Source organism: Reichenbachiella sp. (assembly GCF_965233835.1).
GTDB lineage: Bacteria > Bacteroidota > Bacteroidia > Cytophagales > Cyclobacteriaceae > Reichenbachiella.
Map to the genome: position 1 here is coordinate 3,418,207 of NZ_OZ247585.1, position 20,853 is coordinate 3,439,059.

Annotated in this window: 22 protein-coding genes; 20 read left to right on the forward strand and 2 right to left on the reverse strand. The window is 41.9% G+C overall.

The window, feature by feature from the left end; all coding sequences use genetic code 11:
- Positions 1-51 precede the first annotated feature (51 nt).
- On the reverse strand, positions 52-597 hold the full coding sequence (locus ACO6S2_RS14445; protein ID WP_422359267.1) for a DinB family protein: 546 nt from the start codon (positions 595-597) through the stop codon (positions 52-54).
- Positions 598-840: 243 nt separating this feature from the next.
- Between ACO6S2_RS14445 and ACO6S2_RS14450 the strand changes: the two genes are divergently transcribed.
- Complete coding sequence (locus tag ACO6S2_RS14450; protein WP_422359268.1) at positions 841-2,091, forward strand: cation:proton antiporter; 1,251 nt, start codon at positions 841-843, stop codon at positions 2,089-2,091.
- Between the two features lie 2 nt (positions 2,092-2,093).
- On the opposite strand, the gene ACO6S2_RS14455 is transcribed toward ACO6S2_RS14450, so the two are convergent.
- Complete coding sequence (locus ACO6S2_RS14455) at positions 2,094-2,933, reverse strand: universal stress protein (RefSeq protein WP_422359269.1); 840 nt, start codon at positions 2,931-2,933, stop codon at positions 2,094-2,096.
- A 144-nt stretch (positions 2,934-3,077) separates the two neighbouring features.
- On the opposite strand from ACO6S2_RS14455, the gene ACO6S2_RS14460 reads away from it, so the two are divergent.
- The 19 genes from ACO6S2_RS14460 to ACO6S2_RS14550 all read left to right on the forward strand — a co-directional run bounded on the left by ACO6S2_RS14460 (position 3,078) and on the right by ACO6S2_RS14550 (position 20,836).
- On the forward strand, positions 3,078-4,151 hold the full coding sequence (locus ACO6S2_RS14460; protein WP_422359270.1) for a glutaminyl-peptide cyclotransferase: 1,074 nt from the start codon (positions 3,078-3,080) through the stop codon (positions 4,149-4,151).
- A 1-nt stretch (position 4,152) separates the two neighbouring features.
- Positions 4,153-4,449 carry an SCP2 sterol-binding domain-containing protein gene (locus ACO6S2_RS14465; protein ID WP_422359271.1) on the forward strand — a complete coding sequence of 99 codons (297 nt, stop codon included), beginning with the start codon at positions 4,153-4,155 and terminating at the stop codon, positions 4,447-4,449.
- Positions 4,450-4,543: 94 nt separating this feature from the next.
- Entirely contained in the window at positions 4,544-5,089 is a 546-nt protein-coding gene (locus ACO6S2_RS14470; protein WP_422359272.1) for a YfiT family bacillithiol transferase, read from the forward strand.
- A gap of 84 nt (positions 5,090-5,173) precedes the next feature.
- On the forward strand, positions 5,174-5,761 hold the full coding sequence (locus ACO6S2_RS14475; protein WP_422359273.1) for a TetR/AcrR family transcriptional regulator: 588 nt from the start codon (positions 5,174-5,176) through the stop codon (positions 5,759-5,761).
- Positions 5,758-7,101 (forward strand): FAD-dependent oxidoreductase, encoded by a 1,344-nt coding sequence (locus ACO6S2_RS14480; RefSeq protein ID WP_422359274.1) that lies wholly within the window; start codon positions 5,758-5,760, stop codon positions 7,099-7,101. The genes ACO6S2_RS14475 and ACO6S2_RS14480 overlap by 4 nt, the downstream gene beginning before the upstream one ends.
- 1 nt (position 7,102) lies before the next feature.
- The gene (paaE, locus tag ACO6S2_RS14485) at positions 7,103-8,176 is read left to right on the forward strand and encodes a 1,2-phenylacetyl-CoA epoxidase subunit PaaE (RefSeq protein ID WP_422359275.1); all 1,074 of its coding nucleotides are present in this window, start codon (positions 7,103-7,105) and stop codon (positions 8,174-8,176) included.
- Positions 8,177-8,226: 50 nt separating this feature from the next.
- The gene (gene paaA / locus ACO6S2_RS14490) at positions 8,227-9,165 is read left to right on the forward strand and encodes a 1,2-phenylacetyl-CoA epoxidase subunit PaaA (protein ID WP_422359276.1); all 939 of its coding nucleotides are present in this window, start codon (positions 8,227-8,229) and stop codon (positions 9,163-9,165) included.
- Between the two features lie 14 nt (positions 9,166-9,179).
- Positions 9,180-9,470, forward strand: a complete 291-nt coding sequence (gene paaB, locus ACO6S2_RS14495) for a 1,2-phenylacetyl-CoA epoxidase subunit PaaB (protein ID WP_394334424.1) — start codon at positions 9,180-9,182, stop codon at positions 9,468-9,470.
- A 1-nt stretch (position 9,471) separates the two neighbouring features.
- Positions 9,472-10,230, forward strand: a complete 759-nt coding sequence (gene paaC / locus ACO6S2_RS14500) for a 1,2-phenylacetyl-CoA epoxidase subunit PaaC (RefSeq protein ID WP_422359277.1) — start codon at positions 9,472-9,474, stop codon at positions 10,228-10,230.
- On the forward strand, positions 10,224-10,718 hold the full coding sequence (gene paaD, locus ACO6S2_RS14505; RefSeq protein ID WP_422359278.1) for a 1,2-phenylacetyl-CoA epoxidase subunit PaaD: 495 nt from the start codon (positions 10,224-10,226) through the stop codon (positions 10,716-10,718). Before paaC ends, paaD begins: the two co-directional genes overlap by 7 nt.
- Before the next feature lie 22 nt (positions 10,719-10,740).
- A complete protein-coding gene (locus tag ACO6S2_RS14510) occupies positions 10,741-11,520 on the forward strand; it encodes an enoyl-CoA hydratase-related protein (RefSeq protein WP_422359279.1) in 780 nt (259 codons plus the stop codon).
- Between the two features lie 150 nt (positions 11,521-11,670).
- Positions 11,671-12,828 (forward strand): 3-hydroxyacyl-CoA dehydrogenase NAD-binding domain-containing protein, encoded by a 1,158-nt coding sequence (locus ACO6S2_RS14515; RefSeq protein ID WP_422359280.1) that lies wholly within the window; start codon positions 11,671-11,673, stop codon positions 12,826-12,828.
- Positions 12,828-13,241 (forward strand): hydroxyphenylacetyl-CoA thioesterase PaaI, encoded by a 414-nt coding sequence (gene paaI, locus ACO6S2_RS14520; RefSeq protein WP_422359281.1) that lies wholly within the window; start codon positions 12,828-12,830, stop codon positions 13,239-13,241. Before ACO6S2_RS14515 ends, paaI begins: the two co-directional genes overlap by 1 nt.
- 3 nt (positions 13,242-13,244) lie before the next feature.
- Complete coding sequence (gene pcaF, locus ACO6S2_RS14525) at positions 13,245-14,450, forward strand: 3-oxoadipyl-CoA thiolase (protein ID WP_422359282.1); 1,206 nt, start codon at positions 13,245-13,247, stop codon at positions 14,448-14,450.
- A 3-nt stretch (positions 14,451-14,453) separates the two neighbouring features.
- Complete coding sequence (locus tag ACO6S2_RS14530; protein ID WP_422359283.1) at positions 14,454-15,074, forward strand: YdeI/OmpD-associated family protein; 621 nt, start codon at positions 14,454-14,456, stop codon at positions 15,072-15,074.
- Positions 15,075-15,147: 73 nt separating this feature from the next.
- Complete coding sequence (locus ACO6S2_RS14535) at positions 15,148-15,744, forward strand: transferase hexapeptide repeat family protein (RefSeq protein ID WP_422359284.1); 597 nt, start codon at positions 15,148-15,150, stop codon at positions 15,742-15,744.
- Positions 15,745-15,752: 8 nt separating this feature from the next.
- The gene (gene paaZ, locus ACO6S2_RS14540) at positions 15,753-17,885 is read left to right on the forward strand and encodes a phenylacetic acid degradation bifunctional protein PaaZ (RefSeq protein WP_422359285.1); all 2,133 of its coding nucleotides are present in this window, start codon (positions 15,753-15,755) and stop codon (positions 17,883-17,885) included.
- A 38-nt stretch (positions 17,886-17,923) separates the two neighbouring features.
- Complete coding sequence (locus ACO6S2_RS14545; protein ID WP_422359286.1) at positions 17,924-18,679, forward strand: enoyl-CoA hydratase/isomerase family protein; 756 nt, start codon at positions 17,924-17,926, stop codon at positions 18,677-18,679.
- Between the two features lie 69 nt (positions 18,680-18,748).
- Positions 18,749-20,836, forward strand: a complete 2,088-nt coding sequence (locus ACO6S2_RS14550) for an alpha-ketoacid dehydrogenase subunit alpha/beta (protein ID WP_422359287.1) — start codon at positions 18,749-18,751, stop codon at positions 20,834-20,836.
- The last annotated feature ends 17 nt before the right edge of the window (positions 20,837-20,853 follow it).

The following is a 20,853-nucleotide window of genomic DNA, read 5'->3' on the forward strand; positions in this document are numbered from 1 at the left end:
ACAAAACGATTTTAAAAAAAGAGCACAATAACTGATTTTTAAAAGAACTCATCACCCCCTATTCTCAACCGCCTTAATTATTCTATCAATTTGCTGGATGTGATGATTATAATGATGTTCTAAGAATTTGATAGTTTGATGCAATGAAAACCGTCCGGCAAACGGATGTTTAAAAATCAACTTCCCTAATGCCTCCTCTGGAAAACTTTCGATCAATTCTTTAAGAGCTAATCTATTTTTTTCAAATTGATTTTTCAGCTCGACGTAGCTAATTTCCTTGGAAGGTTCTGGCAACTGCCTAGGCATTTTAAATTTGATCTTAGAGTCGAGTAATAGTTTCAAAAGCATTGATCTCAATTTGGCACCTAGGGAGGTTTCTCCTAGAGCGTCCATTCCAAGCATTTTTTTTCGGATATATCTCAGTGTACCAAACTCCGAGTTGGACAAATGAGCCAATACCTGATTAATAGACCACCTACCCTCACTTTGAGGAACAAAAAACAAATCGTCATCCATTTTGTTCAAGCGCTCTTCTAATTGCACTCTTTGAAACTCAAGGGAGTCAAAAGCCTCCAATATTTCACTTCTTGCATCCATGTTCATCGTTTTACTCATTAAAAACAATTCGTAAATGCATCAATATTTGGAATTTACGAACTTGTAATATTTGTATTTTTCAAATACTATAAGCAACTGAGTGCTCTTTATTTCATAAGAAATATTGAATTTTTTATATTTTTTTCATTAATATAGCGGTGAAATTACACTACGATTTGTATTAATATTGTAACGGAAAATTAAAGACCACCACTTTAAATCAGGACATTTTAATACAACAGCATGCACATTTTAGATATTTTAGCCCTATTTATATGCTTAGCGGGCATCTTTATCTACGTCAACACTTATTATCTGAAACTACCCTCTTCTGTAGGCCTCATGATATTGGCTTTGGGTCTTTCATTTGCGTTGTTGGTCATCGAACAGATCATTCCTGAGTTTAAACTAGGTACAGAACGAATTTTACAGGACTATGACTACCATGAAGTCCTTTATCAACTTGTTTTGAGTTTTATGCTCTTTGCCGGAGCACTGCAGATCGATTTCAAAAAATTAGCTGAAGAGCGTACTCCTGTGCTCATATTAGCACTCTTGGGAGTCCTTATATCCACATTTACAATTGGTGGTTTTGTTTACTACCTACTGATTTGGATTGGAATTCCTCTTGACTTTATGTACTGTTTAGTATTTGGAGCATTGATTTCTCCAACCGACCCTATTGCCGTAACAGCCACTATAAAAAAATATAGCCTGTCAAAAAATCTTGAAACCAGAATTGCAGGTGAATCACTCTTCAATGATGGTATGGCCGTTGTTATTGCTTTGACCTTACTCGACTTAGCTCATGCTGGTGAAGATCACTTTTTGGGCTTTGTTGATATCGTATGGGTATTTGGTACGGACATTACTGGTGGAATTGTGATTGGCCTTTTCCTAGGCTATTTAGGCTATCGTCTATTAAAGTACATTGACAACGACGAGGTTGAAGTAGAGGTATTAATGACTCTGGCTCTTGTGATGGCTGGCACGCAGCTCGCAGAATTTGCACATGTATCTGCAAAACAAGCTGTTGTAGTCATGGGACTTGTTATTGGCAATGAAGGCAAAAGTGGCCATGTAACAAGCGCCGCCGGTGATTATGTATTTAAATTTTGGCACCTGATTGAAGAAACATTAAATGCTATGTTGTTTGTGCTGATAGGATTGGAAATGCTTATTATTCCTTGGCGACTGGATTATTTTGCTGCAGGATTATTCGCTTTCAATATTGTACTGTTTGCAAGATATTTAAGTGTTAGTTTACCGATTGCAGCAATGAGCACCTATCGAAGCTTCGAGAAGAATACCATTCATGTACTAGCTTGGGGTGGACTGAGAGGCGGCATTCCTATTGCCCTTTCCTTATCCCTTCCCGAATTCGAAGGAAAGGAAGTGATCATCACCATGACTTATACCGTAGTAGTCTGTTCAGTGCTTTATCAGGGACTAACTATTCCCAAACTGATGAGGATCACATTCCCAAGAAAATAGTTTTACCTAATGGCCTTGGTCCATATAGGCCGGGATGAATGATTCAATACATTTTTTGATACATGACTTGCTATCAGGTGTAGCAGACCATGTCTATCATGCGTTCCAATGGCGATCATTCCAGCATCTATATCAGAAGCATAGTCCAAAATGGCTTCCGCTAAATCTTCTGAATTTTTAGCTACAGTAGAGTTATTAGGAATATCATATTCTGAAACAAAAGCCTTCAATCGTTGCTGAACATCATCAGCCGTTGTCCATTCTGAATTATAAACTTTGATGATATGTAATTTGGCATCATAAAAAGCCTGTAACTCTTTTAAATCCCCTACAATTTGAGATTGGTCATTTTGAAGATCTGTAGCGAAAACAATATGCTTTACTTCTGTAAGAGAACATTCTCCCTTTACCACAATAACAGGGCATATAGCATGCCTAACTGCTTTATCTGCCACCGAGCCTACTAATATTTCCTGTAGACCAGAAGCCCCACTAGATCCCATAACAATCAAACTAGCATCATGACTTGCAATATTTTCTGAAATCGATGAGTATGGATTTCCTATTTCAATTTTATAGCTAATGTTTAGATCACTATTCTTTGGGTCATTCACAATGGCTTCAAGGCGCTCCGTTGTCTTATCCAGCAACAACTTAACATACAAGTTGTCCATAGGATCATAATGTGTCTCCCCTGAAATTTTCATAGTTTCAATATTAGGGTCCTCCACTATATGCAACAATAAAACATTTGAATCCGTATGAGCCGCCAGTGAATGAGCTGCATTAAGTGCATTCATAGACTCTTTAGAAAAATCAATAGGGACAAGTATTCTTTTCATGAAATTTGATCTTTTATTTATAAACTTTTTTAGGTTATTCATAAATTTAATGAATCCGAGTCGGAAGAGGGATATTTAATTGGAATTCATTTTTGTAAGCAAATCAATCGTGATAATATTGCCCTGCTTAGTTTATAAATAAAAATGAATCAATTCAAATCACTCATATTCTTCATTGCGTTCATAGGTCTTTTCTCATGCGATTCCTCTAGCGAGAAAAAGAAGAAACCTAGTCCAAGAGTAAAAAGCTTGAGCAAAATCACCGAACCCAGAAATGGTGTTAGAAAAACTATTGGAGACACTATTGAATTCAATGTCACTGCCAACGACACTGATGTTCAGATAGACTCGATTCAAGTATCGAATAATGGAGAAATCCTAGAAAGCAACCAATCGACTTGGTATACAAACTCAGAAAGCCCAGGCAAAAAGGACTTAACTATTTCGGTGTACTTAAATAATGGTTCAGTGGAAAAGAAAAGGCACTCAGTCACTCTCCTTTCTGACATAGAGCCAACCCGGTATACCTATAGAGTGACCAATACTTATACACATGACCCTGATGCGTTTACTGAGGGGCTTTTCATAAAAGACGGCGAACTTTTTGAAAGCACCGGAAATCACGGAGAATCTACTTTGAGACGGGTGGAACTAAAGACGGGCAATGTAATTCAATCCATTGATATATCTTCAGATTATTTTGGTGAGGGCATAAGTATAGTAGACGACAAAATTTACATGCTTACCTACAAAAAAAGATCAGGTTTCGTTTTTGACAAAGACAGTTTTGAGCAAATTGGTCAATTCTCCTATCCCACCGAGGGTTGGGGAATGACCACAAAAGATGATACACTCATAATGAGCGATGGTACTTATATCATCAGGTTTATGGAACCCGAGAGTTTTTCTGAGGTCAGACAGATCAAAGTATATGATCAAAACGGCCCTATTGACTATTTGAATGAATTAGAATATGTGAACGGAGATTTATTTGCCGTGCGATGGCAAACAGAACTTGTATACATTATAGATCCAGATACAGGAAAAGTAAAAGGCATACTCGACCTTGAAGGCATTTTTGATTATTCCCTATATGACAGACGAATTGATGTTCTCAATGGAATAGCTTATAACGAAAAAACAGACAAGTACTACATTACTGGTAAGTGGTGGCCTAAATTATTTGAAATACAGCTCATAGCTGCAAACAACATATAACATGACTTTAGAAGAAACAACAGCCAAAGTGCAAGACCTAGCATCAAAAAAAGGTGGTGCCATAGGTTCCAAAATTAAATTTCAATTTGACGAAGGAGTAATTTATCTGGACGATACCATATCTCCAACAACAGTTTCAAATGCAGATGATTATGCGGATTGTACAGTACGGGTAAGCTTGTCCAATTTCAACAAATTAATGTCAGGTGACATGAATGCTATGGGAGCGTTTATGATGGGCAAAATCAAAGTAGATGGCGACATGTCCATTGCGATGAAATTGTCGAATCTTTTTTAGCCCTTGCAATAAACTAATCTAACCTATTAGTTCTTCTCAAGCTTGATTATAGCACTAGTAAACTCTGTGGACTTATTTTATGTAAAAAATGAACATGAGCACATCAGAATTAGAAGATCTTAAATATCCCATTGGTAAATTTCAGTTTCCAACAGTCATTTCTAAAACTGAAATCGAAAACAACATTCACACCATCTGTCATTTTCCACAGGTGCTTAGAGAAACTGTTCAATATTTATCTGACGAACAACTAAATACTCCTTATCGGCCAGATGGCTGGACTGTACGTCAATTGGTCCATCATCTTGCAGACAGCCACATGAATAGTTACGTCCGATTCAAATGGACGATCACTGAAGAGGAACCAACAATAAAAGCTTACAACGAAAAAGCCTGGGCAGAACTGAGTGATGCCAAATACGATGCTATTGAACCCTCCCTACTTCTTTTGACAGCTCTCCATCTGAAATGGACCAGCCTGCTTAATAATCTTTCCGAAGAAGATATGAGAAAATCTTTCGTTCATCCGCAAAATGGAAGGAAGATTGAACTTCATGAAAACATTTCCCTATATGCTTGGCATTGCAATCATCACTTGGCCCACATTGTCAATTTGTCTGAAAGGATGAATTGGGTTTAGATTGCTACTGTCTGCTATAGTCTTTTTAACTTAATGTTTTCAATTTCTTTTCTTGATTAACTAACATTTGTTAGTTTTGAAAAAATGCCTAAAGCTGACACTAAAAAAACTAAGAAGCAGATCATTCTTGAAGAAGCTGCTACCCTATTCAGGGAAAAGGGATATTCGGCCACTACCATGCGAGATATCGCAGGAAAAGTTGGTGTAGAAGCAGCCAGTCTATACAACCATATTAAATCAAAAGAACAGATCCTTTCCAAAATCTGCTTTTCATTAGCCGACACCTACACGACTAAGATGAATCTAATCATGGCCACCGAGGAGTCCCCTATTAATAAGATCAAAGAACTTCTTCTACTCCATCTGGAAATAAATGCCATGAGTTCTCCACTTGCCAGTGTGATGAATGATGAATGGCGTCATCTAACCGAACCTGAAAAAAGTGAATTCCTAGGTCAGAGGCGCAGTTACGAAAATCATTTCCTTACTATCATAAAAGATGGAATGAAAGATGGGTCTGTGGTAGTCGAAGATGCAAAGATTGCCCTTTACACCATGCTCTCTTCCATTCGTTGGCTACAACATTGGTATCATGCCAACAGAGATATGGACGTTGAAGGCATCAAAGCAACGATAATCGGACTACTAATGAACGGAATAGAAAAGAAATGAGCAAACGTGTAACAATTGTCGGAGCAGGGTTAGTGGGCTCACTATTGGCAGCGCTCTTGGGCAAACGCGGTTATATTGTAGAGGTCTTTGAAAGAAGGCCTGACATTCGCAATGCCAATATTTCTGCTGGCAAGTCCATCAACATGGCTTGCTCTGCACGGGGCTGGAAGGCACTGGATCTAGTTGGCGCAGGAGACAAAGTCAGAGAAGCAGCCATTGCAATGAATGGTCGTATGATGCATGGCATAGACGAATCATTGACGTTTCAACCGTATGGCAAAGAAGGTGAGGCGATTTATTCCATTTCGAGAGGAGGGTTGAACCAAATTCTTATCAGTCATGCCGACCAATATGAAAATGTCAATTTCAACTTCGAACACAAGTGTATAGACATTGAGTTAGACACCCCTATTGCTATATTCGAACAAGCTGATGGAGAAATTGTCACCATAGACTCAGATCTGATCTTTGGTACGGATGGTGCATTTTCTGCCGTTCGTTCCGTAATGCAAAAGTTGAAGCACTTTGATTTTTCGCAAGAGTATATCAGTCACGACTACAAAGAACTGAGCATTGATGCTAAAGGTAAAGATTTTCAAATGGATAAGCATTCTTTGCATATCTGGCCCAGAGGGAGCCATATGCTGATTGCTCTACCAAATCCAGATGGGAGTTTTACCTGCACCCTATTTCTCCCCTATGAAGGAGAAAACTCATTTGAAAAGCTGACAACCGAATCAGAGATAAAAACTTTCTTCGAAAGTAAGTTTCCAGACGCATTGAAGCTTATACCAAATCTGGTTGAGCTTTTCAACGAAAATCCAACTTCTCCTCTGGTCATAATAAAATGCTTCCCATGGACCTACGAAGGCAAAGTGGCACTTATTGGGGATGCATCACATGCTATTGTTCCGTTTTATGGTCAAGGCATGAATGCCGGATTTGAGGATGTTTCCATTATAAACGAATTGATGGATAAGCATGGAGAAAATTGGGTGGAATTGTTCCAAGGGTTTGAAACTTCAAGAAAACCTGATGCAGACGCCATTGCGGATCTTGCGCTTAAAAATTTCATAGAAATGAGAGATTTGGTAGGGCAAGATTGGTTCTTAAAAAGAAAGCAAATAGAAAGAGCCCTTTACGAGACTTTTCCCGAACAATTTATACCGCAATATTCCATGGTATCCTTTACCAACACACCCTACAGTGAAGCGGTGAGAAAAGGAAATCAACAAGATCTGATCCTAGACGAGTTGGCAAGTAAGGAAGATATTCTCGAAATTATAGAAAGAGGCGAATTCAAATCATTCGTTGAAACAAACAACATGATCCAAAACTAAAATGCACCATTTTTACCCACTCAAAATATCGAAGCTGATCAAAGAAACAGATGACTGTGTTTCTTTGGAGTTTGATGTACCACCTCAGCATCAAGAGCTTTTCAAGTATAAGCAAGGACAACACGTTACTCTTAAAAAGATCATTGAAGGTGAGGACGTGAGACGCTCTTATTCTATTTGTACCAGTCCAAAAGAAGACCGACTAAAAGTTGCCATCAAGAAGGTGGACGGTGGAGCATTTTCCACATATGCCAATGACAAGCTACAGGCAGGTGAAGAACTTGAAGTAATGCCTCCCTCAGGCAGTTTTAATACAGAACTAAAAGCTGAGCAAACTAAAAGTTATGTTGGCTTCGCAGGAGGCAGTGGAATTACGCCCATAATCTCCATTCTAAAATCGGTGATGGATACTGAACCAAACAGTGAGTTTACCTTAATCTATGCCAATAGAGGCACGGACTCCATTGTTTTCAAGGAGGAAATAGAAGGCTTAAAAAACACTTACATGGAGCGACTAAACATCTTCCATGTGTTTAGCGAAGAGCATACCGAGTTTCCACTATTTGAAGGATTTGTTGATGAAGAGAAAGTGGCAGCTTTTTCAAAAACCATCATTGATCTTGACAACACCGATGAATTTTTCATCTGTGGACCCGAGCCCATGATGCTAGGCATTCAAGCAGCGCTATTGGATTTGAATGTAGATAAGTCAAAAGTTCACATCGAACTGTTTACTAGTCCGGTAGGTAAACTAGGAACAGGCACAGGTAAGAAACAAGAGTCTTTCGAAAAAGTAAAATGCAAAGTCACTATTCAGATAGATGGCGTAAAAATAGACTTTGACTACAATAGCAACGATTCCATTTTAGATGCTGCCGCAAAGAAGGGAGCTGATCTCCCCTACGCTTGCAAAGGTGGGGTCTGTTGTACTTGCAAAGCCAAACTCATTGAAGGAGAAGTCGACATGGCAGTCAACTATGCTCTGGAAGAAGACGAAATAGAAAGAGGATACATCCTGAGTTGTCAGGCTCATCCTAAAACAGACAAAGTGGTCTTAAGTTTCGACGAAAATTAGACGTTGAATTACGACAGGATATTGAGTAAATTTATAGAAAGCCCAAAAAGATGAACACGATAGATTTAGAAAAGGAATTTCAGCGCAAGCTAGACGCCGAGGAGAAAATCGAGCCTAAGGATTGGATGCCCGATGACTATCGAAAAACATTGATCAGACAAATCTCTCAGCATGCTCATTCCGAAATAGTTGGAATGCTACCTGAGGGCAACTGGCTCACACGCGCTCCTTCGCTCAGAAGAAAAGTGGCGGCTTTAGCCAAAGTGCAAGACGAAGCCGGGCACGGTTTGTATTTGTACAGTGCCTGTGAAACTTTGGGTGTAGAAAGAGACGGTCTTTTAGATCAATTGCACGATGGCACCGCAAAATACTCTTCTATATTCAACTACCCGACCCTGACTTGGGCCGACATGGGAGCAATCGGTTGGTTGGTTGACGGTGCAGCTATCATGAACCAAGTACCACTATGTAGGTGCTCTTATGGACCTTATGCCCGCGCAATGGTCAGAGTATGTAAAGAAGAAAGTTTCCATCAGCGACAAGGATATGAAATCATGCTGAAGTTATGTAATGGAACCCCAGAACAGAAAGCCATGGCGCAAGATGCACTCAATCGATGGTGGTGGCCTTCAATCATGATGTTTGGTCCTAACGATGCAGACTCCCCTCACACTGCGCAGTCTATGGCATGGAAGATCAAAAGATTCACTAATGATGAATTGAGACAGAAGTTCATTGACGCGACTGCACCTCAGGCGGATATTTTGGGAATCACGATCCCAGATCCAGATTTGAAATGGAATGAAGCAACTGGTCATTACGACTTTGGCCCGATTAACTGGGATGAGTTCTGGGCAGTAGTAAAAGGAAATGGTCCTTGCAACAAAGAACGATTGGCTACCAGAAAGAAGGCCTACGAAGATGGCGAATGGGTGCGCGAAGCGGCTCTAGCCTATTCAGAGAAGAGAAAGAAAAAATCAGCAGCATAACCCCAAAATTGAAAATCATGAGCAACAAAAATTGGCCCCTTTGGGAAATATTTATAAGAAGTAAATCAGGCATCAATCACAAGCATGTGGGCAGCCTACACGCCGCTGATGCTGAAATGGCAGTAGAGAATGCCAGAGATGTCTATACACGTCGCAGTGAAGGTGTTAGCATTTGGGTAGTGCCATCTAGTGAAATCACCGCTTCAGACCCTGAAGAAGGTGCAGAACTATTCGAGCCTGCGCAAAGCAAGGTGTATCGCCACCCTACTTTCTACAATTTGCCGGATGAACTGAAAAACATGTAGGATGATGAAGGATCAAAATGCATACAACTACGTTCTTCGATTAGCAGACAACTGCCTAATCCTGGGTCAACGACTTGCGGAATGGTGTGGTCACGGCCCAGTGCTGGAGCAAGATATTGCACTGACCAATATTTCACTGGATCTGATCGGTCAAGCCAGAAACTATTATCAATATGCTTCTGAACTGACCGGAAGCGAAAAGTCTGAGGATGATATCGCCTTTCTAAGAAATGATAGAGAATATCAAAACCTGCTGTTAGTTGAGCAGCCTAACACTGATTTTGCCTACACGATAACAAGGCAATATTTGTTTGACGTATTCCATTTTCATTTGCTGAATGAATTGGCATCAAGCAAAGATGATGGCATCGCTTCTGTGGCGCAAAAAAGCATCAAGGAAGTTACCTATCACAAGAGATGGAGCGGACAATGGGTACTTCGACTAGGTGATGGTACGGAAATAAGCCATCAAAAAATACAGACTGCTTTGGATCACTTTTGGTCATACGCCTTCGAGAGCATTACTCCAGATGAGCTGGATCAGCAAATGGCGGATGCGGGTATCGGGGCAGACCTAAGTAAGATCGCCGATTCGGTAAAAAAAGAAATCGAGGCTCATTTGAGAGAAGCAACTTTGACCATTCCAGAAAGTACTTGGAATCAAACGGGTGGAAAAACAGGCATGCACTCCGAACATCTAGGGTACTTATTGGCAGAAATGCAACACTTACAAAGAGCTTTTCCAGGTGCAGAGTGGTAAACACTAAAACCATATCGCCAGAAGAAGTACTGGATGTTCTACGATCTGTGATGGATCCTGAAATCCCCGTCCTTTCGGTGGTTGATATGGGAGTCATTAGACATATTGAAATCACTGATCATTTGGTGGTTACCATCACTCCTACCTATTCAGGTTGCCCGGCGATGAATACCATTGAATCTGACATTAAGAAATGCTTACAAAAAGAGGGTTATGAAAATGTAGAAGTCAAAACGGTTCTGCAACCAGCCTGGACCACAGACTGGCTGACCGAACATGGCAAGGAGCAATTGAAATCCTATGGCATTGCTCCTCCTCAAGGAAGTACATCCAAACGGTCCTTGTTTCTAGAAGACGAAACCGTGCCGTGTCCACAATGTGAATCTAAAAACACGGTGCTGGTCAGCGAATTTGGATCCACGGCGTGCAAGGCCCAATACAAATGCAAAGACTGTCTGGAACCGTTCGATTATTTTAAATGTATTTAATCCCAAAAAGTAACAAACAACAATGACCCAAACCCTACAGCACGAAATCAAAGACGGCATCGCCATCATTCGATTCAATCGACCGGACGTCTTCAACAGCTTCAATAGAGAAATGGCCCTTGGCTTTCAGTACCTATTAGACCAATGTGGCCAAAATGATGAAGTCAGAGCCATTTATCTTACTGGTAACGGCAAGGCATTTTGTGCTGGTCAGGATTTGGCTGAGGTTACCGCCTCAGATGCTCCATTCATTGAAAACATCGTAGCCGAACACTATAATCCAATCGTTCGAAGAATTAGAGAAGTCGAAAAGCCAATCATTTGTGCTGTGAACGGCGTAGCTGCTGGAGCTGGAGCAAACATTGCACTGGCCTGCGACATTGTGGTGGCCATTGAAACTGCCTCCTTCATTCAAGCCTTTAGCAAGATCGGATTAATACCAGATAGTGGTGGAACCTTCTTCCTCCCAAAACTAGTTGGTTTTCAAAAGGCAAGCGCATTGATGATGATGGGGGATAAAGTTTCTGCAGCAGATGCCGAAAAACTAGGCATGCTTTATAAAGTACTAAGTACGGAGGAATTTGAAACTGAATCCATGAAGATCGCTCAAACGATTGCCAAAATGCCAACTAAAGGATTGGTGTACACCAAAAAATTATTGAATGCCGGACTGACCAATAACCTCAATGAACAGTTGGATCAGGAAGAAATCTATCAGTCCAAGGCAGGTAAAACAGAAGATTATAAAGAAGGCGTTCAGGCGTTTTTGGAGAAAAGAAAACCGGAGTTTGTTGGTCGTTAATAAGGTGTCAGAGCGACGGTTCTCCTGTCATCTCGACCAACGGGAAAGATCTTCGCAATAAGATTTCTCCTAACGTCGAAATGACAAAAAGAAGGAAAAACAAAATATGAAAGTCTTGAATCTAACATCTAAAACATTGATTCTATCAAAATGAAAGTAATAGGAATCATCGGCGCAGGATCTATGGGCAGCGGCATCGCACAAGTAGCCGCCACAGCTGGACATGAAGTCATTTTGCTAGACAGCAGCAAACCCATGCTCGAAAAAGCCGAAAAGAGCTTAAAAAAAATATTGGATCGATTGGCTGAAAAGGGCAAACTAACAAAGTCTGAAGCAGGAGCCATTCTCGATCGCATTCAGTTTACTGATCAACTCAAGGAGTTTAATTCTTGTGAGCTCATCATCGAGGCCATCATAGAAGATTTGAATATCAAAAAACAAATTTTCAGAGAGCTGGAAAGTATTGTTGGCACCAATTGCATTATTGCCACGAATACTTCTTCTCTATCTGTATCAGCCATAGCAAGTGCTTGTGATCATCCACAAAGAGTATTGGGTATCCACTTCTTTAATCCAGCTCCATTAATGCCGTTGGTAGAAATCATTCCTGCTGTTCAAACTAACGAAGTTGTGCTTAAGGAAGCTAGATCAATCATTGATAGCTGGGGCAAAATAACTGTACAAACCAAAGATACTCCTGGTTTTATCGTCAACAGAGTAGCTAGACCATTCTATGGTGAAGCTTTAAGGATATTAGAAGAAGGTATAGCCGATGTAGCGACCATCGATTGGGCTATGACTGAAATCGGTGGATTTAGAATGGGGCCATTTACCTTGATGGATTTCATAGGAAACGACATCAACTATACAGTAACGGAGACAGTATTCAAGTCATTCTTTTATGACCCAAGATACAAACCGGCATTCACTCAAAAACGACTAGCCGAAGCTGGATATCTGGGTAGAAAAACTGGTAAAGGCTATTACGATTACTCAGAAGGTGCCTCTAAGCCAGAACCCAATTTTGATAAAACATTAGGCACACAAATATTCAATCGAATATTGGTGATGCTGATCAATGAAGCTGCTGATGCCCTATTCTGGAACATTGCTAACAAGGAAGACATAGACCTGGCTATGACCAAAGGAGTAAATTATCCAGCGGGTCTTTTACGTTGGGCTGATGAGTTTGGTATTGACAATTGCGTGAAGCAAATGGATCAGTTGTATGATGAATATTTAGAAGACAGATATAGGTGCAGTCCATTGCTCCGAAGGATGGTGAGGGACAAGAAGACTTTTTATTAATGATGACACCCAAATCCATAGTAGACCAAATGTTTGCCAACGACAATTTTAGTCAGTGGTTGGGTATTACCGTGGAGAAAGTGGAACAAGGTTTTGCGCGAATTGGCATGATCGTGAAAAGTGATATGCTGAATGGATTTGGCATAGCCCATGGCGGAATTACTTATTCATTAGCCGATAGCGCCTTTGCCTTTGCGTCTAATTCTCAAGGGAAACATGCGGTGTCCATTGAGACTTCAATCTCACACACCAAGGCGGTAAAAGAAGGAGATAAATTAACAGCAACTGCCAAAGAAGATAACCTCGCTAACAGACTTGGCATTTACAGTATTACGGTCACCAATCAGGAAAATGAAGTTGTGGCCTTATTTAAAGGAACAGTATTTAGAAAAGATACCCCATGGGGTAATTAATAGATGAAAGAAGCTTATATCATAGATGGCGTAAGAACGCCAATTGGAAAATTTGGAGGCACGCTTAGCCCAGTAAGAACAGACGATTTGGCAGCCCATGTCATTCGTGAATTGATAGCCAGAAATGAGTCATTAGACCCGGCATTAATTGATGACTGTATTCTAGGCTGCGCCAATCAGGCGGGCGAAGACAATAGGAATGTGGCCCGTATGGCTTCGCTATTGGCAGCCCTTCCCTATTCCGTACCTGGCGAAACGGTTAATAGGCTTTGTTCCTCAGGACTATCATCCATTATTCAGGCCAATCGAGCGATCAAAGCTGGCGATGGTGACATCTTTATTTCTGGCGGTGTAGAGCACATGACCCGTAGCCCATTGGTCATTGCTAAATCGGCCAAACCATTTGGTACCGATTCCAAGATGTATGATTCTAGTTTTGGCTGGCGATTCGTCAACCCAAAGATGCACGAACAGTTTGGCACTGATGCCATGGGCATGACGGCAGAAAATTTGGTAGAAAAATACAAGATTAGCAGAGAAGATCAGGACGTTTTTGCACATTGGTCTCAGCAGAAAGCAGCTGCAGCACAGGCCAGTGGCCGTTTGGCCAAAGAAATTGCCCCAGTTTCCATTCCCCAAAGAAAAAAAGACCCCATTGTATTCGCTGATGATGAGTTCATTAAGGGAGACACCACATTGGAAGCCTTGGCGGGACTTCGTCCAGCATTCAAGAAGGACGGATCAGTCACGGCAGGAAATGCTTCCGGTTTGAACGACGGAGCAGCAGCCGTCTTAGTAGCTTCAGAAGATGCGATCAAAAACCACGACTTGAAACCGATGGCTAGAATAGCATCATCGGCGGTAGTTGGCGTAGAACCAAGAATCATGGGCATCGGGCCAGTAAAGGCTGCGCTGAAAGCACTAGAAAAAGCCGGATTGACCATGGACGATATGGATTTGATCGAACTCAACGAGGCCTTCGCCGCACAGGTACTGGCCTGTACAAGAGCGTGGGGATTGGCAGACAACGATGCTAGACTAAACCCGAATGGCGGTGCCATTGCTCTAGGTCATCCATTAGGCATGACAGGTGCAAGAACAGCCTATTCAGCAGCACTCGAATTGAATTTGACAAATAAAAAATATGCGCTCGTAACCATGTGTATAGGAGTAGGTCAAGGTTATGCAGCCGTATTAGAAAGGGTATAAACTATGGCAAAACCAAAAGTAAATCCAGACGCGACTGAAAAGATTGATGCCTATTTGGCTACGGTCTCAGATGAGAAGCGTCCTATTTTGGAACTGATCCGAAAAACGGTGAATGCCGTAGACGATCGTATTCAAGAAGATTGGAAATGGCGTGCGCCATGTTTCAGTTTGGAGGGTCTGGTTTGCTGGTTTGTGGGATTCAAAACTCACGTAGGGCTAAACTTTTTTAAAGGTGCGCTCATTAAGGACACGTACGGCGCTTTTGTAGAAAACAAAAACGACGACAAAGGCAATCGGATGATGCACTACAAGTCGTTGGACGAAGTGAATACGACGGTCATCGAAGACTATGTAAAACAAGCCATCCTGCTCAACGAAAAGGATATTAAAATTGACTTCCCCAAAAAGAAGGTGATGGAGGTGCCTGATTACTTTGAAGCAGCTTTGAAAGAAAATTTGGCCGCCAAGAAAGTTTTCGAGGGATTCACAGATGCCCAGCGAAGAGACTATATCGAGTGGCTCGTGGAAGCAAAAAAGGAAGCCACAAGAGAAAAAAGAATGGCCCAAGCGATCGAATGGATTGCCGAAGGCAAAGTAAGAAATTGGAAATATATGAATTGTTAAAAAGAATCAAGATGCAAGAACCAAGACAAAAGACTTTCTTGGCTCTAAAATCTTGACTCTTGACTCTGTAAAAATGATCTACGAATTCAAAGGACTTAAACCAGTAATCGACCCGAGCGCGTTTGTGCACCCGCAGGCCACTGTGACTGGCAATGTATTCATCGGAAAAGATGTCTATATCGGTCCAGCTGCGGCCATTCGTGGAGATTGGGGCAAGATCATCATTGAGGATGGCTGTAATGTACAGGAGAATTGTACGATACATATGTTTCCGGGTACTACCGTGTATTTGAGAAAAGGTGCACATATCGGCCATGGAGCCATTATTCATGGTGCAGAAGTAGGAGAAAATTCATTGATCGGGATGAATGCCGTATTGATGGATAATGCCGTGATAGGCAAAGAATGCATCGTAGGAGCCTTGGCCTTTGTGAAGGGTGAAATGCAAATACCTCCTAGAAGTTTGGTAGCGGGTAATCCCGCCAAAATCATCAAAGAGGTTTCGGATGAAATGATCGCCTGGAAAACAGAAGGTACCAGATTGTATCAAGAGTTACCGAAGGATTGCATGAATTCTTTGAAACCATGTGAACCATTGACTCAAGAAGAACCCAATCGACCAGAGCAGGTTGTGAATTTTAAGACTTGGAAGAAGACTGAAAAAACTTAACCGTAATCGTGAGGAACGGGGACGCCAAGTCGGAGCGATCTCATCCATTGGAAAGATTGCTTCGCTCCTCTCGCAATGACGTAAATGATAAACGAATGAACCCACAAAAAATACAACACTACACCCAAGGACAATGGACCACCGGAGCTGGTGACGGCGAAATGCTTCATCATGCCATCACGGGTGAACCTATCTTTACCCACTCCATCGAAGGTTTGGATTTTAAAGACATACTGGAATATGGCCGAAACGTTGGTAATCCTGCTTTGCGCAAAATGACATTTCAGGAAAGGGGTCTCATGCTCAAGGCACTAGCTATGCACCTCCATTCCAAGAAGGAAATGTTCTATGAACTGAGTAAAGCTACAGGTGCGACTCGCGTGGATTCATGGATTGATATAGAAGGCGGCATTGGAAACCTATTCGCTTATGCCAGCCTCAGAAGACAATTTCCCAACGAGGCACACTACATAGATGGCGATACCGCTCCCCTATCCAAAGGAGGAAGCTTTATCGGCCAGCACATCATGGTGCCCAAAGAAGGGGTAGCAGTTCACATTAATGCCTTCAACTTCCCTGTATGGGGAATGCTCGAAAAGGTGGCTGTCAATTGGTTGGCTGGCATACCTGCAGTAGTGAAACCAGCAGAGCAAACTTGTTTCCTCACCGAACTGATGGTTAAAGAAATCATCGATTCTAAGATTTTACCTGAGGGTGCATTGCAGCTGATCGCAGGATCAGGGAAAGGACTCTTGGATCATGTGAGTATGCAGGATGTAGTCACTTTTACTGGATCTGCTAAAACCGGTCGCATGCTCAAACAGCATCCAAATTTGCTAGAGCATTCGATTCCATTCACCATGGAGGCTGATTCATTGAACTCATCGGTATTAGGTGAAGATGCTGTGCCAGGTACTGAAGAGTTTGATTTGTTCATCAAAGAGGTAAGAAAAGAAATCACCGTGAAGTGTGGCCAGAAATGTACTGCGATAAGAAGAATCATTGTACCGGAAAAGCTGGTGGAAGATGTGCAAATCGCCTTAGGCAAAGCCTTGGCGAAAACTACTATCGGCGATCCTGATGTAGAAGGCGTACGTATGGGAGCACTCATCAATCATACCCAAGTTGACATCGTAAAGCAGCAAATCGAACTCCTGAAAAAATCATCCGAAGTAGCGTACAGCAACGAAGACTTTGAAGTGATGGGCGCTGATAAGTCCAAAGGGGCCTTCATCTCGCCTACTTTGTTGGTCAACAAAGACCCCATGAATAGCGAGGAAGTGCACACTGTTGAAGCATTTGGTCCAGTGAGTACGATTCTACCCTACAAAGACCTGGACGAAGCCATTGCCATTTCTAAAAAGGGATTGGGATCGCTAGTATCATCCATTGTGACTGCAGATGATAAAATTGCCAAACAATATGTCTTGGGAGCAGCTTCCCATCATGGCAGAATTTTGGCATTGAACAAGGATTCCGCCAAGGAAAGTACAGGCCACGGCTCACCGATGCCATTGCTAACTCATGGCGGCCCAGGGCGTGCGGGAGGCGGAGAAGAAATGGGTGGAAAACGTGGTGTGATGCACTATATGCAAAGATGCGCTGTACAAGGTCATCCGACTACGGTGACAGAAATCGCCAATGTCTATCAATATGGTGGGGCCTATAAAGAAGACGTAGCCCACCCATTCAGTAAGCACTGGGAAGAGTTGGAAATTGGAGAAACTTACATCACCGCCAAACGAACGGTAACTACTGGCGACATAGTGAACTTTGCCAATGTGAGTTGGGATCACTTTTATGCCCACACAGACGAGACTTCACTGGATGGTACCATTTTCGAGCAGCGTGTGGCTCATGGCTACTTCATTTTGTCAGCTGCAGCTGGCCTGTTTGTACAAGCCAAAAAAGGTCCTGTATTGCTCAATTATGGATTGGAGGAATGTCGATTCACAAAGCCTGTTTATGCTGGCGCTACCATTGGCGTACGCCTGACAGTAAAAGAAAAAATAGATCAAGAAAAGAAGGATGATATAGCGAAGGGTATTGTAAAATTTCTAGTTGACGTCTATGACGAAACGGGAGAAACGATAGCCATAGCTACGATTTTAACGATGATCAAGAAGAAAGATCAATCTTAAAACTCAATACTCAGTACTATACTACTCAATACTAAAATATGAACGGAAGCGTAAACATAGCAATCAACAACGGCATAGGTATCATCACCTTTTTCCATCCTCAGAGTAATTCCTTGCCAGGTGAAATATTAAATCTATTGGCAAAGACTATTACTCAGGCGGGGCAAAATGAGGAGATAAAAGTTATTATATTAAAGAGTGAAGGAGATAGAGCTTTTTGTGCAGGTGCCAGCTTTGATGAATTGATTTCAATTGAAGATTTTGAAACGGGAAAAGAATTCTTTTCAGGATTTGCCAAAGTAATTAATGCGTCAAGGAAATGTCCTAAACTCATCATCGGTCGAGTGCAAGGTAAAGCTGTTGGTGGTGGTGTAGGACTAGCGAGTGCGGTGGACTATTGTATGGCTACCAAATTTGCTTCAGTGAAGTTGAGCGAATTGGCGATTGGGATAGGGCCATTTGTGGTGGGCCCTGCCGTAGAGCGCAAAATTGGTGTGTCGGCCATGTCACAGATGGCGATCAATGCTACCGAATGGCAAACGGCCGACTGGGCTAAAGAAAAAGGTCTATACACTGATGTTTATGAAAATGTAGATGAAATGGATGAAGCCATTCAAGTTTTGGCTAATAAACTGTCAGCATCAAACCCTGAAGCTATGCTTCTGCTCAAGCAGATTTTCTGGGAAGGCACTGAGCATTGGGATGAATTATTAGCTGAGCGAGCTGGTATGAGCGGAAAGCTAGTACTATCCGATTTTACGCGAAACGCGATCAACAAATTTAAAAACAAGTAATTGAATCATTTCGTCTTATCCCGATAGCTATCAGGAAGACGGTCGATATAAAACATTAAATACCCAACAATGGCGACTACGAAAAAAGCGAACAACCAACTAACAAACATTAGTAAGCAAAAGCTATTGAAGGCCTACAAGCTGATGGCTACAGCAAAGACGTTGGCGGATAAATATGAAGAAACCTTCAAAGTGGTTTCTAAATATGTTCATGCCACTTCTAGGGGCCACGAGGCCATTCAAATTGCCACAGGAATGCAATTGCTACCACAAGACTATTTGTCTGCCTATTATAGGGATGATGCTACGCTCCTCTCGATTGGCTGTACGCCATATGATTTAATGTTGCAATTGATGGCAAAGAAAGACGATCCCTTTTCCGGAGGCCGTACTTACTATTCGCACCCAAGTTTGAAGGATGATGACAAGCCTAAAATCCCTCATCAATCTTCGGCTACTGGTATGCAAGCCATCCCTACTACAGGAATTGCCATGGGTATTCAATACAAAGAACTAAGAAAGATTGGAGAAAAGCACAAAGAAGCACCTGTAGTGGTTTGTTCACTAGGTGATGCTTGTATTACCGAGGGCGAAGTTTCCGAAGCTTTCCAAATGGCGGCTCTAAAGCAATTACCAATCATCTACCTGGTACAGGACAATGAATGGGACATTTCAGCCCATGCGAGTGAAATCCGTTCTGGAGACGCTTCGGAGTACATTAAAGGATTCCCAGGAATCAAAGCCATGAAAGTGAATGGCACCAATTTTATCAAGTGCTACGAAACGATGGAAGAAGCGATCAAGTACGTTCGCAAAGAAAGAAAGCCAGTACTGGTACATGCTAAGGTTCCTCTGCTTAATCACCACACGTCGGGTGTACGAATGGAATGGTATCGTGATGACTTGGAAGAACACATGCAATATGATCCATATCCATTCTTTAGAAAGCAACTGGAGGATATAGGCATTTCCAAAAAGGAATTAAACAACCATGAAGAAGATGCCAGATTGCTCGTGGATGATCATTACGACAAAGCTTTGAAAGCAGAAGATCCAAACCCTCAGGATCTTTTTACTCATGACTATGCCCCTACTCCTATTACAGAAGAAAAGGGAACTCGTTCGCCGAAAGGCAAAGAAAAAGCCGTGATGGTAGATAGTGCCTTGTTTGCCGTACAAGAACTCATGGAAAAGCATGATGAATGTTTGCTCTATGGCCAAGATGTTGGACACCGTTTGGGTGGTGTGTTTAGAGAAGCTGCTACCTTGGCGCAAAAATTTGGTAAAGACCGTGTATTCAACACCCCCATTCAAGAGGCCTTCATCGTAGGCAGTACGGTAGGAATGTCTGCAGTTGGTTTAAAGCCGATTGTAGAAGTACAATTTGCTGACTATATCTGGCCAGGACTGAATCAATTATTCACAGAAGTGAGCAGGTCTTGTTATCTCACCAACGGAAAATATCCAGTGAGCATGATTCTAAGAGTACCAATAGGGGCCTATGGTAGTGGAGGTCCTTATCACTCATCGAGTGTAGAATCTGTGGTGGCAAATATTCGAGGAATAAAAATCGCCTATCCTAGCACGGGTGCAGACATGAAAGGTCTGATGAAGTCAGCGTATTACGATCCAAATCCGGTAGTCATCTTTGAGCACAAGGGCCTTTACTGGTCCAAAGTAAAAGGTACAGATGCAGCAAAAACTGTAGAGCCCGATGCAGACTATGTGATCCCATTTGGGAAAGCGAGAATAGCGCTCGAAGCTTCTGCGGAAGCAGTGGAAAATGGAGAAACCATGACTATCATCACTTACGGCATGGGCGTACACTGGTCACTCAACGCAGCTAAGAAATTTAAACACAAAGTAGAGATTGTAGATTTGCGTACGATACATCCATTGGATAGCGCCACCATCTATCAGTCGGTTCGCACCCATGGCAAGTGTCTGGTAGTTACTGAAGAGCCTGTTAACAATACATTTGCACAAAGCATTGCAGCAAGAATTCAAGAAAATTGTTTTGAATATTTGGACAGCCCAGTTAGAACGATAGGCTCTGAAAATATGCCTGCCATACCATTGAATTCAACACTGGAGGCTGCTATGATTCCATCAGCAGAGAAGGTGGAGTCGGTAATTTCGCAAATGCTGGCGGACTGAGACTAAACTTTCATTAC

Bases quoted from the DNA above. Each gene is read 5' to 3' on its own strand.
- ACO6S2_RS14445 (WP_422359267.1), bottom strand. From the start codon at position 597: ATGGATGCAAGAAGTGAAATATTGGAGGCTTTTGACTCCCTTGAGTTT.
- ACO6S2_RS14450 (WP_422359268.1), top strand. From the start codon at position 841: ATGCACATTTTAGATATTTTAGCCCTATTTATATGCTTAGCGGGCATC.
- ACO6S2_RS14455 (WP_422359269.1), bottom strand. From the start codon at position 2,933: ATGAAAAGAATACTTGTCCCTATTGATTTTTCTAAAGAGTCTATGAAT.
- ACO6S2_RS14460 (WP_422359270.1), top strand. From the start codon at position 3,078: ATGAATCAATTCAAATCACTCATATTCTTCATTGCGTTCATAGGTCTT.
- ACO6S2_RS14465 (WP_422359271.1), top strand. From the start codon at position 4,153: ATGACTTTAGAAGAAACAACAGCCAAAGTGCAAGACCTAGCATCAAAA.
- ACO6S2_RS14470 (WP_422359272.1), top strand. From the start codon at position 4,544: ATGAGCACATCAGAATTAGAAGATCTTAAATATCCCATTGGTAAATTT.
- ACO6S2_RS14475 (WP_422359273.1), top strand. From the start codon at position 5,174: ATGCCTAAAGCTGACACTAAAAAAACTAAGAAGCAGATCATTCTTGAA.
- ACO6S2_RS14480 (WP_422359274.1), top strand. From the start codon at position 5,758: ATGAGCAAACGTGTAACAATTGTCGGAGCAGGGTTAGTGGGCTCACTA.
- paaE (WP_422359275.1), top strand. From the start codon at position 7,103: ATGCACCATTTTTACCCACTCAAAATATCGAAGCTGATCAAAGAAACA.
- paaA (WP_422359276.1), top strand. From the start codon at position 8,227: ATGAACACGATAGATTTAGAAAAGGAATTTCAGCGCAAGCTAGACGCC.
- paaC (WP_422359277.1), top strand. From the start codon at position 9,472: ATGATGAAGGATCAAAATGCATACAACTACGTTCTTCGATTAGCAGAC.
- ACO6S2_RS14510 (WP_422359279.1), top strand. From the start codon at position 10,741: ATGACCCAAACCCTACAGCACGAAATCAAAGACGGCATCGCCATCATT.
- ACO6S2_RS14515 (WP_422359280.1), top strand. From the start codon at position 11,671: ATGAAAGTAATAGGAATCATCGGCGCAGGATCTATGGGCAGCGGCATC.
- paaI (WP_422359281.1), top strand. From the start codon at position 12,828: ATGATGACACCCAAATCCATAGTAGACCAAATGTTTGCCAACGACAAT.
- pcaF (WP_422359282.1), top strand. From the start codon at position 13,245: ATGAAAGAAGCTTATATCATAGATGGCGTAAGAACGCCAATTGGAAAA.
- ACO6S2_RS14530 (WP_422359283.1), top strand. From the start codon at position 14,454: ATGGCAAAACCAAAAGTAAATCCAGACGCGACTGAAAAGATTGATGCC.
- ACO6S2_RS14535 (WP_422359284.1), top strand. From the start codon at position 15,148: ATGATCTACGAATTCAAAGGACTTAAACCAGTAATCGACCCGAGCGCG.
- ACO6S2_RS14545 (WP_422359286.1), top strand. From the start codon at position 17,924: ATGAACGGAAGCGTAAACATAGCAATCAACAACGGCATAGGTATCATC.
- ACO6S2_RS14550 (WP_422359287.1), top strand. From the start codon at position 18,749: ATGGCGACTACGAAAAAAGCGAACAACCAACTAACAAACATTAGTAAG.